Raw genomic sequence first — 17,253 nt, forward strand, 5'->3', positions numbered from 1 at the left:
CCGCCTCAACATCACGTCCCCGCAGGCCGAAGCACCTGACGTGGACGTCGCCGCTCTCTCGCCCGAACAGCTCGGGCACGCCAGCACGTTGCTCGAGCACGTCCTGACGGAGCTCAGCGCCGGGGCCAGCGAACGCGACGTCCTCAACCGTTGCGCCGCCCTCGTCGCCGACCTCGTCGACGCCGACGTCGTCGCCGTCTGCGAGGGCGCCCACGTGCACGGCGGGGTCGGCCTCGGTCAGCGCTTCCTGCCCGAACGCGGTCTCGCCCGCGTGGTCCGCGACGGGGGCGGGTCCTTCGCCGTCCCCGGCCTCGGCCGGGTCCGCACCACCGTCGTCGAGGTGCCGGCCCTCGCGGGCGTCCACATCGTCGTCGGGTGGGCGGAGGACACCGAGACCCCCGAGGGCGTCCTCGCCACCGCCACCCTCGTGGCCCGCGTCCTCGGGCTCGTCGTCCTGGGCCGCCACGGACGCGAACGGGAACGCTGGCACCGCCAGCAGGGCGCGCAGGGCGTGGCCGAGCGCAACCGGCTGCAGCAGGCCCTGCGCCAGCGCGAGCAGGTCCTGACCACCTCGGTCCGCTTCCAGCGCGCCGTCTCCAGCCGTCGGCCCCTGCCGGAGCTGCTGGTCCAGATCGCCACGAGCTCCTCGGAACTCATGGACGGCCGCGCCGTCACGCTGGTGCTCGCCGACCCGCGCTCGCAGATGCAGATGCGAGTCGTCGCGGCCGTCGGCGACCCGCAGCTCGCCCCCGAGCTCGCCCTCGCCGCGACGAGCGCGCTCGGCGGTTTCGGCGTCGCCACCGGCGACGCGCACGTCCCCGCCGCGGCGGCCGTGCACATCAACGGCCGCAGCGTCGGCGCCCTCGTCCTCGACACCCTCGCCAGCGGCCCGCTCGACCCCGTCGGCGCGACCGTCCTGCGCGCCTTCGCCGAGCACGCCAGCATGGCGCTGAGCCACGCGGACACCGTCCGCGCCGTCGAGGCCGCGTCCTCGGACTCCCTCACCAACCTGCCCAACCGGGCCACGCTGCTGCGCCACCTCGAGGTCTCGCTGCGCGTCACCGAGTCCGACGGCATCGGCACCGCGGTGCTCTTCGTGGACCTCAACGGGTTCAAGAAGATCAACGACACCCTCGGCCACGCCGCCGGCGACGAGGTCCTCTCCCGCATCGCGCGCCGCCTGCGCCGCTGCCTGCGCGGCGACGACCTCGCCGCCCGCCTCGGCGGCGACGAGTTCGCCCTCGTCGTCCGCGACGTCGAACCGGCCCGCGCCGCGGCCCGCATCGCCGCCCGCGTGCAGGCCGACGTGTCCCAGCCCCTGGAGACCCACGGGCAGTCGGTCCGCGTCGGCGCCAGCATCGGCATCGCGGTGGCCGAACCCGGCGTCGGTGCCGCCGAGATGCTGCGCCGCGCCGACAGCGCCATGTACCGGGCCAAGGCGGAGTCCCACGCTCTGGGCACGGGCTCCTCCGACACGAGCCAGAGCGCCCGGGAAGGGGTCGTGGCCGGCCGCGTCGTCCTCTTCGAGGCCGACATGCACGACGCCGACCGCCTGCGCAGCCAGCTCGAGCACGACCTGCTGCGCGCGGTCGGCGACGACGAGTTCGAACTCGCCTACCAGCCCATCGTCCGTCTCGGCGACGGGGCGGTCGTCGGGGCCGAGGCGCTGCTGCGCTGGCGCCACCGCACCCGCGGGCTGCTCGAACCTGGCGCGTTCCTGGCCGGCGCCGAACGCTCCCCGGCCGTGGAGGAGCTCTGGCGCTGGGTCCTGCGGACCGCGTGCGCCCAGGCCGCCGTCTGGCGCGAGCAGGTCCCCGACCTCTCCATCACCGTCAACCTCTCCGCCGCCCACGTCATGACCCGCGGGGTGTCCGACGACGTCCGCAACGCCCTCACCGCAGCGTCGCTGGACCCCACGGCCCTCGTGCTGGACATCCCCGCCGACCTGCTCGGCGAGGACCCGGACATGCTCGCCGCGCGGCTCAAGAAGCTGCGCGCCACCGGGGCGCGGATCCTCCTCGACGACTTCGCCACGCTGCGCCCCGACGGCGACAGCGACGTGCTCGTCAACCACTCCCTCGCGCCGCTGCGTCAGTTGCCGGTGGACGGCGTCAAGCTGGACCGCACCCTGATCGCCGAGATCGACGGTCCCGACGGGGCCGACGCGCTCGCCGCGGTCCGCACCCTCTGCGAACTCGGCGCCGCCCTCGACCTGGGTGTCGTCGCCGAGGGCGTGGAGCGCACCGAGCAGGTCCTGCTGCTGCAGGAGGCCGGCTGCTCCGTCGCCCAGGGCATCCTGCTCGGCGCGCCGCGCTCGGTGGCCGAGCTCGGGGCCGAGCTGACCGCCGGCGAGCTGGGCCCGGTCGAGAAGCTGGCGACCGTCCCGGCGCTCGCCGACCTCGCCGACCTCGCCGGTCTCGTCGAGTTCACCGGGGACCCCCTGGAGGGACCGGGGGAGGACGGGGACGACGCCGAGGCCGCGCTGGACGCGCAGTCGCTCTTCGCCCGGGAGTTCGGGCCGGTCGGGCCGGTCGGAGTGGCGCGCGAGGGGGCCGTGGCCGTCCCGGTGCAGGGTGGCCCGGGGGAGGCCCCCGTGCCCGTCCCCATCAGCGGTGTGCGCCCCACGGACCTGCGCAGGATGCTCGACCGCTCGCGCTGACGCCCCGTCGCGAGACCACTGCATTCCGTAGAGGCACCGTCACGCGACGTTGCGCCGCTAGAGTGACGGGGTGCCAGCGATCGTCGAAAAGGTCCTCCGCGCCGGTGAGGGCCGCGTGGTCAAGCGCCTGCACCGCATCGCGGAGCAGGTGAACGCCCTCGAAGGTGACTTCGAGGCGATGAGCGACGAGGAGCTGCGGGGCGAGACCGACCGCTTCCGGGAGCGCATCGCCGACGGCGAGACGCTCGACAGCCTGCTGCCCGAGGCCTTCGCCGTGGTGCGCGAGGCCGCGCGCCGGACGCTGGGCCAGCGTCACTTCGACGTGCAGCTGATGGGTGGCGCGGCGCTGCACCAGGGCAACATCGCGGAGATGCGCACCGGTGAGGGCAAGACCCTCGTCGCGACGCTGCCGGCCTACCTCAACGCGCTGTCCGGCAAGGGCGTCCACGTCGTCACGGTCAACGACTTCCTGGCCGAGTACCAGAGCGAGCTCATGGGACGCGTCTTCCGCTTCCTGGGCATGACGAGCTCTTGCATCCTCTCCTCGATGCGCCCGGACGAGCGGCGCGAGGCCTACGCGGCCGACGTCACCTACGGCACGAACAACGAGTTCGGCTTCGACTACCTGCGCGACAACATGGCGTGGAACACCGAGGAGATGGTCCAGCGCGGCCACAACTTCGCGGTCGTCGACGAGGTCGACTCGATCCTCATCGACGAGGCCCGCACGCCGCTGATCATCTCCGGCCCCTCCGACTCCCCGACCAAGTGGTACGGCGAGTTCGCCAAGATCGTCCGCCGGCTCACCGTCGACGTCGACTACGAGGTGGACGAGAAGAAGCGCACGATCGGGATCCTCGAGGCCGGCATCGAGAAGGTCGAGGACCTGCTCGGGATCGAGAACCTCTACGAGAGCGTGAACACCCCGCTCATCGGGTTCCTGAACAACGCGGTCAAGGCCAAGGAGCTGTTCAAGCGGGACAAGGACTACGTCGTCTCCCCGAACAACGAGGTCCTGATCGTCGACGAGCACACCGGCCGCATCCTGGCCGGTCGCCGCTACAACGAGGGCATGCACCAGGCCATCGAGGCGAAGGAGGGCGTGCCGATCCAGAACGAGAACCAGACGCTGGCGACGATCACCCTCCAGAACTTCTTCCGCATGTACGACAAGCTCTCCGGGATGACCGGTACGGCCATGACCGAGGCCGCGGAGTTCCACCAGATCTACAAGCTCGGCGTCGTCTCGATCCCGACGAACCGCCCCGCGGTGCGGATGGACCAGCCCGACCTCGTCTACAAGAACGAGCAGGCCAAGTTCAACGCCGTCGTCGAGGACATCGCCGAGCACCACGCGAGCGGTCAGCCCGTCCTCGTCGGCACGACGAGCGTCGAGAAGAGCGAGTACCTCTCGACCCTGCTCACCAAGGCCGGCGTCGAGCACACCGTCCTCAACGCCAAGCAGCACGAGCGCGAGGCCTCGATCGTCGCGCAGGCCGGGCGCAAGGGTGCCGTGACGGTCGCGACGAACATGGCGGGCCGCGGGACGGACATCATGCTCGGCGGCAACGCGGAGTTCCTCGCCGTCGCCGCGATGAAGGACAAGGGGCTCGACCCCGACGAGGCCCCCGAGGCCTACGAGGCCGCGTGGCCCGAGGTGGTCGAGCAGGCCAAGGCGTCCGTGCAGGCCGAGCACGACGAGGTCCGCGACCTCGGTGGGCTCTACGTGCTGGGGACCGAGCGTCACGAGTCGCGTCGCATCGACAACCAGCTGCGCGGTCGTTCCGGTCGTCAGGGCGACCCGGGGGAGTCCCGGTTCTACCTGTCGCTGACCGACGACCTCATGCGCCTGTTCAACGCCGCGCTGGTGGAGTCCTTCCTGACCCGCACGGGCATCCCCGAGGACGTCCCCATCGAGTCGAAGATGGTCTCCCGCGCGATCCAGAGCGCGCAGGGTCAGGTCGAGGGTCGCAACTTCGAGATCCGCAAGAACGTCCTCAAGTACGACGACGTCCTGAACCGCCAGCGCGAGGTCATCTACGCCGAGCGCCGCAAGGTGCTCGAGGGGGAGGACCTGCACCTGCAGATCCGCCATTTCCTCGACGACGTCGTGACCGCCTACGTCACCGAGGCCACGGCCCGCGGCTTCGGCGAGGACTGGGACCTCGAGGAGCTCTTCGAGGCGTTGCGCAGCCTCTACCCGGTCTCCGTGACGCCGGCGGAGGTCGTCGAGGCCGCCGGGGGTCGCGGGAACCTCACCGTCGAGCGGCTCGTCGAGGAGATGCGTGGCGACGCGCAGGCCTGCTACGACGTCCGCGAGGTGGAGCTGGGAGAGGGCGTCGTGCGCGACCTCGAACGCCGTGTGGTGCTGTCGGTGCTCGACCGCAAGTGGCGTGAGCACCTCTACGAGATGGACTACCTCCAGGAGGGCATCGGGCTGCGCGCGATGGCCCAGCGCGACCCGCTCGTGGAGTACCAGCGCGAGGGGTACCAGCTCTTCGGGGCGATGACCGAGGCCATCAAGGAGGAGTCGATCGGCTACCTCTTCTCGCTGCAGGTCCAGCCGGCGACCCAGCCGGGGACCGCGGCGACCGCCCCGGGGTTCGGCGCGCCCCCGCCGCGTCAGCAGTTGCAGTACTCGGCCCCGACGGCCGAGGGTGACGTCGAGGTCCACGCCGGCGACGCCGCGGCGACGGACGCCGAGACCGGCAACCGGGCCCAGCGTCGCGCGGCCCAGCGCCGCCAGGACGACTGAGCGCAGGTCAGGTGGGGCGGGTCACCCGAGTTCCAGCGCGGTGACCCGCCACCGCTCCCCGGAGCGGTCGGTGCAGCGCTCGATGCGCAGCGCCGCGGCGCGCACCCGGTCCGACTCCCTCAGCACGGCCCCGACCTCGGCCACGTCCGTGCGGGGGAACGACACCCGCAGCGTCCCGACCTGCGGACGCACCGTCCGTCCGGTCCGGGCGCGCAGCCGGGCCTGCAGCGCCGCCCGCCGCTGCACCCCCGCGTAGATGTCGGCGGCGGACCACCGCAGCAGCTGCTGGGTGGGTCGCTGACCGGTGAGGACCTCGAGCAGGACGACGAGGTAGCGCCGCGTCCACGCCGTCACCTCCGGCAGCTCCGAGGGCGGCAGCAGCCGCGGGTCGACGATCGCGAGTTCGAGGACGCCCTGGTCGGGGCTGAGGTGGCTGAGGACGGGCCCCTCGGGACCGAAGGCGTCCTCACGTTCGTCGATGTACGGCGGCAGCCCGTAGGGCACGGGCACTCGTCCGGTGCCCGGCGTGAGGTCGTCGAGCAGGGCGGCGGTGGAGCTGGTCACGCGGGGTTCTCCTCGGTGCGGTGTCGAACGGGTGGCCGAACGGGTGCTCGGACGGGATCAGGGCAGGCGCAGGACCTGGCCGGGCAGCAGCAGGTCGGGGTCGTCGCCGATGACGTCGACGTTGGCGGTGTGGAGGCGGTGCTGCTCGGCCATCACCTCGCCGGCGGTGGCGTCGGGACCGCACCGTTGCGCGGCCAGCGACCACAGGCTGTCCCCGCGGTGGACGACGATCTCGCCGCTGACCTCCCGGGGCGCCGGGGGAGTGCTCGCCGCGCTGGTTTCGGGGGCGGTCTCCGGGACGGCGGCCCAGCCGAGGTCGAGGGCCGGTGCCGAGGTGACCTGCAGGGGCGCGGAAACGGCCCAGCCGAGCTCGGGGACCGCGGTCGCCGCGCCCCGTTCCGCCGCGCCGGCGGAGAGGGCGGCCGACCCCAGCATCACGCCCACGACGAGCGCGACGACCCGGCGGACGGTCCGCGGGACGCCGGGTGAGGACCGCACGGCGAGTCGCGGGTGACTGCGGGCCCGGACCTCGTCCACGACGGCCACCAGGACGGTGAGCGCCAACCACCCCAGGACGAGGGCGCCCACGACGGAGCACCCACCGACGAGCAGGTCGGCGACCGTCGCGGTGCCCGACTGCGCGGTGCGCAGCGCCGGTGCCGCCGTCGCGAGGAGCCCGGCACCGGCCAGGGCGGGCACGGCGGCCAGCACGGCGCCGACGGTGAACGTCAGCAGGTGCCGGAGCTTGTGCACGGTAACCACCTTCGTGATCGCACGACCCTTGTTGGACCACTTGGGTCCTTTTGGGTGTCGTTTGGTGTCGTTTGCTGCGCCATGTCTAGCGACCACCTGTGCGTGGGGCCAGGAACTCCCGTGACATGCGCCCGATCGGAGGGCAACGTCTGACGGTGGGTGAAGACGGGTGACGGGCGACCCGACGGGTGGTCACCGCGACGTAGCGTTGTGTCGTGCGCTGGGACGACCTCTTCGACGACCTCGCCGCCCGCGCGGAGCACGCCCACCGGCTCGAGCGGGACGAGGAGGTCGCCGACCGGATCCGCCGGGACGAGGCGACCGTCACGCTCGCCTCCCGCGTGCGCGCGGCGACCGGGGCCGTCACCTTCGTGCTGCGCGACGGCACCACGCTGAACGGGCGGGTCGAGGGGGTGGGACCGGACTGGTTCCTGGTCCGGGAGGCCGCGGCGTCGCGGCAGGTCCTGCTGCCGGCCGCGGCCGTGCTCGCACTGCGGGGGGTTCCCGGGCGCAGTGCGGCGCCCTGGGGTGCGGTCGCAGCGCGGCGGACCCTGCTCCTGGCGGTCCGCGCGCTGGCCGGAGCCGGTGTGCACGTCGTCGTGCGCACGGGTGGTGTCGACGTCCGGGGCACGGTGGGCCGGGTGGGCGCCGACCACGTCGACGTCGTCGACCTCGACGACCTCGTCGACGTCGCCGAGGGTCAGCGTGCGGACAGCGGTGCGCGCACCACGACGGTGCCGTTCGCGGCGTTGCTCAGCATCACCGAGGTGGTCTGACCGGGAGGTCGGTCGGTGGGGTCGGTGAGCGGGTCAGTCGGTGTGGTCCTCGCCCGCGAGGACGCTCTCGCGGGTCTGGGTGTACATCCGCTGGATGTAGTCCTCGAGCTCGGAGTCCTCGACGCGCCACTGCCCACGCCCGCCGACCTTGATGGCCCGCAGTTCTCCCGTGCGGACCAGGGCGTAGGCCTGGGCCGAGCTGATCGCGAGCGTCTCGGCGACATCCGCGAGCGGGACGAAACGGGCGGGCACGGGGTCTCCTGGAGGGCGTCGTCGGAGCTGGTCCTGGCGGGTGTCCGCATCCTCGCACGACGTCACCCTGGCGCATCGGCCGTTCGGGTGGCCTGTGGACAACCGCGGACCCCCGCCGCTCAGGAGCCTCACCATGGTCCTCGATCACAGCGCCTGGAGCCCGGGAAGTGCCCGGACCTCCACGCGTCGGACGACGGAGGGCCCCCAGTGCGGACAGCGGTACGAGCGGTACGAGGACGTGACGTGCCGCCGGTGTCGGTCGCCCGGCGGGTGAGCGCCCCCTCGTGGCGCGATCCGCGGTTGCTGATCGGCCTGGCCCTCGTCCTGGCCAGTGTCGTGCTGGGCGCGCGGGTGGTCGGTGCCGCCCAGGCGACGGTGGGCGTGTGGGCGCTGGCGCGCGACGTCGGCGCGGGGCAGTCGCTGACCGCCGCCGACCTGCGCGTGGTCGAGGTGCACCTCGACGAGGGGACGGGGACGGCCTACCTCGAGGCCTCCGCCGGCGCGCTCGACGCCGAGCTGGTCGCTCTGCGGGGCCTGCGCGCCGGTGAACTCCTCCCGCTGTCCGCCCTGGGACGCACCGGAGACCTCACGTCGCGACCCGTGACGGTGCCCGTCGCGGGGAACGTCCCGCAGGGCGTCCAGGTCGGTGCCCTCGTCGACCTCTGGGTCGTCCGGGCGGCCGGGGCCGGGGCTGTCGAGGACGCGGTCGAGCCGGAGCGCCTCGTCGAGACCGCCGAGGTGTCGGCGGTCGTCACCGGCGGGGGTGCGCTCGGTGCCCGGTCGGGGGCCGACGTGCAGGTGGTCGTCCCGGAGTCCGCCATGCCCGTTGTCCTGCAGGCGGTCTCGAACGACGACGACCTGGTCCTGGTGCCGGTCCCCGGTGCCGGAGGTGCTCGCTCGTGACGCTGCCGGTGGTCGTCTCGGTGCCCGGGCCGGCCGAGGCGAGGCTCCTCGCGGGCTGGGAACCGTTGCGACGCGAGCTCGTCGTCGTGCGCCGTTGCCCGGATGTGGCCGACCTGCTGGCGGCCGCCGGGGCCGGTCTCACCCGCGCCGTGGTGGTGGGGGCGGACCTCCCGGGGTGCGACAGCGAGACCGTCGAGGCGTTGCGGCGGTGGGGGGTCGCACTCCTCGTCCTGGTGCCGGAAGGACCCGAGGGGGAGGCGGCCGAACGACGCTGGCGCGCGGTGGGGGCGACGCGGTTCGCCCTCGAGGGGCGGTCTCCCGGCGACCTCGCGCGGGACGTGGCGATGGCCGTCGAGTCGCTCGACCGGGTGGACGAACCGGGCCCGGTGCCTGCGCTCGAACCGGTCGCCCAGGCCGTCCCGGGGCGCACCGTCGCGGTCTGGGGACCGCACGGTTCCACGGGACGCACCACGGTCGCCGTGAACCTCGCGTTCGAGCTCGCGCTGGCCGGGCAGGAGGTGCTCCTGGTCGACGCGGACACCCGGGGAGCAGCGGTGGGCCAGACCCTCGGTCTCCTCGACGAGGCGCCCGGTCTGCTCGCGGCCGTGCGCTCCGCGGCGGACGGCCGGTTGGACGTCGCCGCGTTGCAGCGGCACACCGCCGTCGTCGCCACCGGGCTGGGGGTCTTGACCGGCGCGACCGACCCGCTGCGTTGGAGCGAGGTACGTCCGGCGGCGTTCCGCCGGGTGCTCGAGGTCGGCGCCACCGCGCACGACTGGAGCGTGCTGGACCTCCCCGGTGGCCTCGAGGACCCCGTGCAGGGAGCGGGGGAGGGGCGCAGCCGGGACGCGATCACGACCACGGCGCTCGAGGCCGCCGACGTGGTCCTGGTCGTGGGGGCGGCTGACCCCGTGGGGTTGCAGCGCTTCGTCCGCACCTGGGACCGCCTGCGGGAGGTGGCGCCGGACGCGCTCGTGGTGCCCGTCCTCAACCGGGTACGGGTTTCGGCCGTGGGGAGCCCCGCTGCCCGACGGACGACGTCCACGCTCCGTCGCTTCGGTGGGGTGGAGAACCCGGTGCTGCTGGACGAGGACGCCGCAGCGGACGCTGCGTCGCTGGCCGGCCGCGCCCTGGCGGAGGTGGCACCGCGCAGTGGCCTGCGCCGCTCGCTCAGCGATCTGGCGATGCAGGTGGAGGCGGTGGTCGACCTGCCGCCGGACCCGGCGGAGGCGCTCGTGGGGGCAGGATTTGACCCGCTGCTGGCCCGCAGTTAACGTAGTTGTCACACCGCAGGACGGGGAGGAACGGACGGGAAACCGGCCGGTCTCCGGAGGCGGGGGGACAGCTCCGAAGAGTTTCACCAGTTGCAGGCGCTCAACTGTGCCCGTCGACTGCCGATGAAACTGGAGCGTCCCGACCGGGCCTGAAAGTCCGGTAAGCTGGACGAACTACCGCAGACGAGAAGCCGCCGAAAAGCGGTTGACAGTCGTGCGTCCGGTTCTTGAGAACTCAACAGTGTGCCAAAAATGTTGATGCCATATATGTATCAACCCCCAATCGGCTGTCACTGCGCTGCGTTTTCTGCGTGGGTGGGTGATGGTTTGGGGTTCCTTTGGGATTGATCTCCGCCTCTTTCACGCCAGTGGGGGGTGGGGTTTTCGAGTCCAAGGGTCAACTATGAAGTGCTAAAGATCTTGGCTGTGCTACTGCTCTTCGGGGTGGTGGTGTGGTCGTAGGTTTTTCGACGGAGAGTTTGATCCTGGCTCAGGACGAACGCTGGCGGCGTGCTTAACACATGCAAGTCGAACGGTGAAGCCCTTCGGGGTGGATCAGTGGCGAACGGGTGAGTAACACGTGAGCAACCTGCCCCTGGCTCTGGGACAACCACTGGAAACGGTGGCTAATACCGGATACGACCTGCCTCGGCATCGAGTGTGGGTGGAAAGTTTTTCGGCTGGGGATGGGCTCGCGGCCTATCAGCTTGTTGGTGGGGTAATGGCCTACCAAGGCGACGACGGGTAGCCGGCCTGAGAGGGCGACCGGCCACACTGGGACTGAGACACGGCCCAGACTCCTACGGGAGGCAGCAGTGGGGAATATTGCACAATGGGCGAAAGCCTGATGCAGCGACGCCGCGTGAGGGATGACGGCCTTCGGGTTGTAAACCTCTTTCAGCTCCGAAGAAGCGAAAGTGACGGTAGGAGCAGAAGAAGCACCGGCTAACTACGTGCCAGCAGCCGCGGTAATACGTAGGGTGCAAGCGTTGTCCGGAATTATTGGGCGTAAAGAGCTCGTAGGCGGTGTGTCGCGTCTGCTGTGAAAACTCAGGGCTCAACTCTGAGCTTGCAGTGGGTACGGGCACACTAGAGTGCTGTAGGGGAGACTGGAATTCCTGGTGTAGCGGTGAAATGCGCAGATATCAGGAGGAACACCGGTGGCGAAGGCGGGTCTCTGGGCAGTTACTGACGCTGAGGAGCGAAAGCATGGGGAGCGAACAGGATTAGATACCCTGGTAGTCCATGCCGTAAACGTTGGGCGCTAGGTGTGGGGTCCATTCCACGGATTCCGTGCCGCAGCTAACGCATTAAGCGCCCCGCCTGGGGAGTACGGCCGCAAGGCTAAAACTCAAAGGAATTGACGGGGGCCCGCACAAGCGGCGGAGCATGCGGATTAATTCGATGCAACGCGAAGAACCTTACCAAGGCTTGACATGCGCGGTGGAATCCCAGAGATGGGGTGTCATTTAGTTGGTCGCGTACAGGTGGTGCATGGTTGTCGTCAGCTCGTGTCGTGAGATGTTGGGTTAAGTCCCGCAACGAGCGCAACCCTCGTTCCATGTTGCCAGCACGTTATGGTGGGGACTCATGGGAGACTGCCGGGGTCAACTCGGAGGAAGGTGGGGATGACGTCAAATCATCATGCCCCTTATGTCTTGGGCTTCACGCATGCTACAATGGCCAGTACAGAGGGCTGCGATACCGTGAGGTGGAGCGAATCCCAAAAGCTGGTCTCAGTTCGGATCGGGGTCTGCAACTCGACCCCGTGAAGTCGGAGTCGCTAGTAATCGCAGATCAGCAACGCTGCGGTGAATACGTTCCCGGGCCTTGTACACACCGCCCGTCACGTCATGAAAGTCGGTAACACCCGAAGCCGGTGGCCCAACCCGTAAGGGGGGGAGCTGTCGAAGGTGGGACTGGCGATTGGGACGAAGTCGTAACAAGGTAGCCGTACCGGAAGGTGCGGCTGGATCACCTCCTTTCTAAGGAGCATCAACCCCGTCACTGAGTTGAATCTCAGGTCTCAGGCCTCCTTCGTGGGGTATGAGGTGTGGTGGGGATGGGCCAGTTTCGTCGGCGTATGTTCGGCGGCTGGTGCTCAAGGGTGGAACATCAACACGGCACTTCTGGATGCTCATCATCTGTCAGTACCTCGAGTTTTGCTCGGGTGGAACGCGGTGGTGGGGTCGGGGAGTGCCTGGCGCACTGTTGGGTCCTGAGGGACCGGCCGGCAGCTACGTACTGCTCTTCTTCGGACGTCGTGTCTGGGGAGGGTGGTGGGTGGGTGTGGTTGGTGTCTTGGTCTGGGCCTGCCCTGATCGTTCACATCGGTTCGTGTCTCTGCTCTCGGGTGGGGTTGCGGGTGTCTGGTGTCGGTCTCTACGGGGTGGGTGCGGGTTGTCTGTTGAGAACTGCACAGTGGACGCGAGCATCAAGTAGCGCTCCTTTGAGGGGCGTGAAAGTAGTGATGTTCGTCGAGTGATAATCCTCTGATGAGCGGGCTGTCATCTCACTTCGGTGGGTGGTGGTCCGTACTGTCTTTGTGGTTTGGGTTTTTATTGCAGTTTCGCCTTGACCTGCATGTCTGCTCTGCTGCTGTTGTCCTGCTTTCGGGTGGGTGGGTGGTGTGTGGTGGTCAAGTGTGTAAGGGCGCATGGTGGATGCCTTGGCATCAGGAGCCGATGAAGGACGTGGGAGCCTGCGATAAGCCTCGGGGAGTTGGCAACCGAATGTTGATCCGAGGGTGTCCGAATGGGGAAACCCGGCCGTCGTCATGGGCGGTCACCCGCACCTGAATGTATAGGGTGTGTGGAGGGAACGTGGGGAAGTGAAACATCTCAGTACCCACAGGAAGAGAAAACAAATAGTGATTCCGTGAGTAGTGGCGAGCGAAAGCGGATGAGGCTAAACCAGTTCCGTGTGATACCTGGTAGGGGTTGCGGGGTTGGGGTTGTGGGAGTGTTCTGGACTGGGCTACCACCTGGTCGGGGAGTGAGAAAGTCGTGGTGTAGCCGAAGGGCCTGGGATGGTCCGGCGTAGTGGGTGAGACCCCCGTAGGCGAAACATTGCGGCCTCCTTGGGAGCATGTCCCGAGTAGCACGGGGCTCGTGGAATCTCGTGTGAATCTGCCAGGACCACCTGGTAAGCCTAAATACTTCCTGATGACCGATAGCGGACAAGTACCGTGAGGGAATGGTGAAAAGCACCCCGGGAGGGGAGTGAAATAGTACCTGAAACCGTGTGCCTACAATCCGTCGGAGCAGGCTTGTACCTGTGACGGCGTGCCTTTTGAAGAATGAGCCTGCGAGTTAGTGGTGCGTGGCGAGGTTAACCCGTGTGGGGTAGCCGTAGCGAAAGCGAGTCCGAATAGGGCGTCCTATAGTCGCGTGCTCTAGACCCGAAGCGGAGTGATCTACCCATGGCCAGGTTGAAGCGCGGGTAAGACCGCGTGGAGGACCGAACCCACCAGGGTTGAAAACCTGGGGGATGAGCTGTGGGTAGGGGTGAAAGGCCAATCAAACTCCGTGATAGCTGGTTCTCCCCGAAATGCATTTAGGTGCAGCGTCACGTGTTTCTTGCCGGAGGTAGAGCTACTGGATGGCTAATGGGCCCCACCGGGTTACTGACGTCAGCCAAACTCCGAATGCCGGTAAGTGAGAGCGTGGCAGTGAGACTGCGGGGGATAAGCTTCGTAGTCGAGAGGGAAACAGCCCAGATCATCAGCTAAGGCCCCTAAGCGTGTGCTAAGTGGGAAAGGATGTGGAGTTGCGCAGACAACCAGGAGGTTGGCTTAGAAGCAGCCACCCTTGAAAGAGTGCGTAATAGCTCACTGGTCAAGTGATTCCGCGCCGACAATGTAGCGGGGCTCAAGTACACCGCCGAAGCTGTGGCATTCACATATTAATCTCTCTTCAGCAGTGATCTTTGTCTGTGGCCTTCGGGTTGTGGGTGGGGGTTGGGTGTTGGTGGGCAGGTGTGTGGATGGGTAGGGGAGCGTCGTGTGTGGGGTGAAGCAGCCTGGTGATGGGTTGTGGACTGCACGCGAGTGAGAATGCAGGCATGAGTAGCGAATGACGGGTGAGAAACCCGTCCGCCGATTGACCAAGGGTTCCAGGGCTAGGTTCATCCGCCCTGGGTAAGTCGGGACCTAAGGCGAGGCCGACAGGCGTAGTCGATGGACAACGGGTTGATATTCCCGTACCGGCGTAGAACCGTCCATGGTGAGGCCGGGGATGCTAAGCACCCTAAGCCGCCGGCGCCTTCGGGTGGTGGTTGGTGGAGCGTGTGATCCGATCCGGTAGTAGTCAAGCGTATTAACAGGGGTGACGCAGGAGGGTAGCTTCCGCGTGGCGATGGTTGTCCACGTCCAAGGGTGTAGGGCGAGGTGTTGGTAAATCCGCACTTCTGACTTCAATGTCGTGTCTGAGACCTGATGGTGACCCTTTCGGGGGGAAGTAGGGTGATCCCATGCTGCCTAGAAAAGCCTCGGCGCGAGGTTCGAGCCGCCCGTACCCTAAACCGACTCAGGTGGTCAGGTAGAGAATACCGAGGCGTTCGAGTGAATCGTGGTTAAGGAACTCGGCAAAATGCCCCCGTAACTTCGGGAGAAGGGGGGCCTGAGACGTGAAGCTCCTTGCGGGCTAGCGTTTGAGGGCCGCAGAGACCAGGGGGAAGCGACTGTTTACTAAAAACACAGGTCCGTGCGAAGTCGCAAGACGATGTATACGGACTGACGCCTGCCCGGTGCTGGAACGTTAAGGGGACCGGTTACCCACGCAAGTGGGGACGCTGAGAACTTAAGCGCCAGTAAACGGCGGTGGTAACTATAACCATCCTAAGGTAGCGAAATTCCTTGTCGGGTAAGTTCCGACCTGCACGAATGGCGTAACGACTTCCCCGCTGTCTCAACCGCGAACTCGGCGAAATTGCACTACGAGTAAAGATGCTCGTTACGCGCAGCAGGACGGAAAGACCCCGGGACCTTCACTATAGTTTGGTATTGGTGTTCGGGACGGCTTGTGTAGGATAGGTGGGAGACTGTGAAGCGGTCACGCTAGTGATGGTGGAGTCATCGTTGAAATACCACTCTGGTCGTTCTGGATGTCTAACTTCGGTCCGTGATCCGGATCAGGGACAGTGCCTGATGGGTAGTTTAACTGGGGCGGTTGCCTCCTAAAGAGTAACGGAGGCGCCCAAAGGTTCCCTCAGCCTGGTTGGCAATCAGGTGTCGAGTGTAAGTGCACAAGGGAGCTTGACTGTGAGACCGACAGGTCGAGCAGGGACGAAAGTCGGGACTAGTGATCCGGCCGTGGAGTGTGGAATCGCGGTCGCTCAACGGATAAAAGGTACCCCGGGGATAACAGGCTGATCTTGCCCAAGAGTCCATATCGACGGCATGGTTTGGCACCTCGATGTCGGCTCGTCGCATCCTGGGGCTGGAGTAGGTCCCAAGGGTTGGGCTGTTCGCCCATTAAAGCGGTACGCGAGCTGGGTTTAGAACGTCGTGAGACAGTTCGGTCCCTATCCGCTGCGCGCGTTGGAAACTTGAGAAGGGCTGTCCCTAGTACGAGAGGACCGGGACGGACGAACCTCTGGTGTGCCAGTTGTTCCGCCAGGAGCATGGCTGGTTGGCTACGTTCGGAAGGGATAACCGCTGAAGGCATCTAAGCGGGAAGCCTGCTTCGAGATGAGGTTTCCGTGCCCTGTTGAAGGGGTGGGAGGCTCCCTGTAGATCACGGGGTTGATAGGCCGGGTGTGGAAGCAGCGACGAGAGAGCTGTGGAGCTGACCGGTACTAATAAGCCGATCACTTGTCTACCACGCACCAGCTGCCGCCACTTTGTGGTGGGTTGGTGGGTCGGGGCGAGTGTGATAACAATCCAACTAACGATTTCACTGCTGTTGTGGTGTTCGCGTCCATTGTGTGGTTCTCGGGAGAGAACTCGAACACACGCTTCACGTCCTAGTTCGCTGGGGGTGGGGGGTGTGGTTTGATCCTGGCCTTTGTGGTCCGGTGGTCATAGCGGTGGGGAAACGCCCGGTCTCATTCCGAACCCGGAAGCTAAGCCCACCAGCGCCGATGGTACTGCTCGGGAGACTGGGTGGGAGAGTAGGTCACCGCCGGCCACTCACTCTTGTAGTGGGTAAGCGTGTGGGGAGTAGTCCTTTTCGGGGGCTGCTCCCCACACGCATGTCCAGCCTCAACGTGAAACGTGAGACGCTGGACCGCTCTGAAGTTCGAGCTCAATGTGAACAGTGACGAGGACTCCGCGTTCGACGCGGGTGGGTGGGAGATCGGCATGGCTGAATCTGGTGCACGAGGTCGCGACGGTGGCGACCGGCGACCAGCCGGCGGCGGTCAGCGCGGCGCACGCGCTGGCGCTCCCCGCAGCGGAGGTGGGTTCCGACCCGCCGCTGGTGGTCCTCGTCGAAGCGGTCCGCCCTCCGGTGAGGCGGGCCAAGAACGAGGTGAACGCCGCGAGTGGGGTGACCGTCCGCGTCGCTCGACGCCCAGCGATGACCAGCGGCCCGGACGTCCTGTCCGCGACGGGGCCTCGCGCTCGGATCGTCCGCAGCGCAACGACTTCCGCAACGGTGAACGTTCCTACGGTGGTGGCACCAGCCGCCCCCAGCGTGACGGCGACCGTCCCCCCTTCCGCGGGGAACGCGACCAGCGCCCCACCCGCGACGGTGAACGTTCCTACGGCGGTGGCAGCACGCGCCCGCAGCGTGATGACCGTCCTCGTCGTGACGGGGACCGTCCTCCCTTCCGCGGTGACCGCGAGCAGCGACCCGCTCGCGACGGTGAACGTTCCTACGGCGGCGGTACCAGTCGACCGCAGCGCGACGACCGTCCCCAGCGCGACGGTGCGCGCTCTTACGGCGCGGGTAGCCGCCCGCAGCGTGATGACCGTCCTCGTCGTGACGGGGACCGTCCTCCCTTCCGCGGGGACCGCGAGCAGCGACCCGCCCGCGACGGTGAACGTTCCTACGGCGGCGGCACCAGTCGTCCGCAGCGCGACGACCGTCCTCGTCGTGACGGGGACCGTCCTCCCTTCCGCGGGGACCGCGAGCAGCGACCCGCCCGCGACGGCGAACGTTCCTACGGCGGCGGCAGCAGTCGACCGCAGCGCGACGACCGCCCTCCTCGTGACGGCGGCCGACCGGCTTTCCGGTCGGACCGCCCGCAGCGCAACGACTCCCGTAGCGACGAACGCAGCGGACGTCCCCCTCGCGGTGATCGTGACCAGCGACCGCCGCGCGACGGTCAACGTTCCGCCGGCGCCGGTACCAGCCGTCCCCAGCGCGATGAGCG

9 protein-coding genes and 3 rRNA genes are annotated in these 17,253 nt (G+C 67.8%); 8 read left to right on the forward strand and 4 right to left on the reverse strand.

Annotated elements, in window-relative coordinates; translation table 11 throughout:
* The first annotated feature begins 40 nt into the window (after positions 1-40).
* Together OG218_RS19975 and secA are read left to right on the forward strand one after the other, a co-directional pair.
* Positions 41-2,659, forward strand: coding sequence for a putative bifunctional diguanylate cyclase/phosphodiesterase (locus tag OG218_RS19975; protein WP_328294978.1), 2,619 nt, complete (start codon positions 41-43; stop codon positions 2,657-2,659).
* Between the two features lie 70 nt (positions 2,660-2,729).
* Complete coding sequence (gene secA / locus OG218_RS19980; protein WP_328294979.1) at positions 2,730-5,414, forward strand: preprotein translocase subunit SecA; 2,685 nt, start codon at positions 2,730-2,732, stop codon at positions 5,412-5,414.
* 21 nt (positions 5,415-5,435) lie between these two features.
* Here the strand turns inward: secA and OG218_RS19985 are convergent, their stop codons facing one another.
* Entirely contained in the window at positions 5,436-5,978 is a 543-nt protein-coding gene (locus OG218_RS19985; protein ID WP_328294980.1) for an Rv3235 family protein, read from the reverse strand.
* 57 nt (positions 5,979-6,035) lie between these two features.
* A complete protein-coding gene (locus tag OG218_RS19990) occupies positions 6,036-6,731 on the reverse strand; it encodes a LysM peptidoglycan-binding domain-containing protein (protein ID WP_328294981.1) in 696 nt (231 codons plus the stop codon).
* A 215-nt stretch (positions 6,732-6,946) separates the two neighbouring features.
* Here OG218_RS19990 and OG218_RS19995 point away from each other — a divergent pair, with 215 nt between their 5' ends.
* Positions 6,947-7,507, forward strand: coding sequence for a hypothetical protein (locus OG218_RS19995; RefSeq protein WP_328294982.1), 561 nt, complete (start codon positions 6,947-6,949; stop codon positions 7,505-7,507).
* Positions 7,508-7,540: 33 nt separating this feature from the next.
* Here OG218_RS19995 and OG218_RS20000 read toward each other — a convergent pair whose 3' ends face one another.
* Positions 7,541-7,759, reverse strand: a complete 219-nt coding sequence (locus OG218_RS20000; protein WP_328294983.1) for a helix-turn-helix domain-containing protein — start codon at positions 7,757-7,759, stop codon at positions 7,541-7,543.
* Between the two features lie 243 nt (positions 7,760-8,002).
* Between OG218_RS20000 and OG218_RS20005 the strand changes: the two genes are divergently transcribed.
* The 5 genes from OG218_RS20005 to rrf all read left to right on the forward strand — a co-directional run bounded on the left by OG218_RS20005 (position 8,003) and on the right by rrf (position 16,064).
* Positions 8,003-8,662 carry a hypothetical protein gene (locus OG218_RS20005; RefSeq protein ID WP_328294984.1) on the forward strand — a complete coding sequence of 220 codons (660 nt, stop codon included), beginning with the start codon at positions 8,003-8,005 and terminating at the stop codon, positions 8,660-8,662.
* Positions 8,659-9,936 carry an AAA family ATPase gene (locus OG218_RS20010; protein ID WP_328294985.1) on the forward strand — a complete coding sequence of 426 codons (1,278 nt, stop codon included), beginning with the start codon at positions 8,659-8,661 and terminating at the stop codon, positions 9,934-9,936. The genes OG218_RS20005 and OG218_RS20010 overlap by 4 nt, the downstream gene beginning before the upstream one ends.
* A 467-nt stretch (positions 9,937-10,403) precedes the next feature.
* Positions 10,404-11,921: ribosomal RNA gene (locus OG218_RS20015) — 16S ribosomal RNA — on the forward strand.
* Positions 11,922-12,572: 651 nt separating this feature from the next.
* Positions 12,573-15,756 (forward strand): 23S ribosomal RNA (locus OG218_RS20020).
* Between the two features lie 191 nt (positions 15,757-15,947).
* A 5S ribosomal RNA gene (gene rrf, locus OG218_RS20025) occupies positions 15,948-16,064 on the forward strand.
* The 16S, 23S and 5S rRNA genes sit together here, the layout of an rRNA operon.
* Before the next feature lie 74 nt (positions 16,065-16,138).
* On the opposite strand, the gene OG218_RS20030 is transcribed toward rrf, so the two are convergent.
* Complete coding sequence (locus OG218_RS20030) at positions 16,139-17,209, reverse strand: hypothetical protein (RefSeq protein WP_328294986.1); 1,071 nt, start codon at positions 17,207-17,209, stop codon at positions 16,139-16,141.
* Positions 17,210-17,253 lie beyond the last annotated feature (44 nt).

The organism is Kineococcus sp. NBC_00420 (assembly GCF_036021035.1).
GTDB lineage: Bacteria > Actinomycetota > Actinomycetes > Actinomycetales > Kineococcaceae > Kineococcus.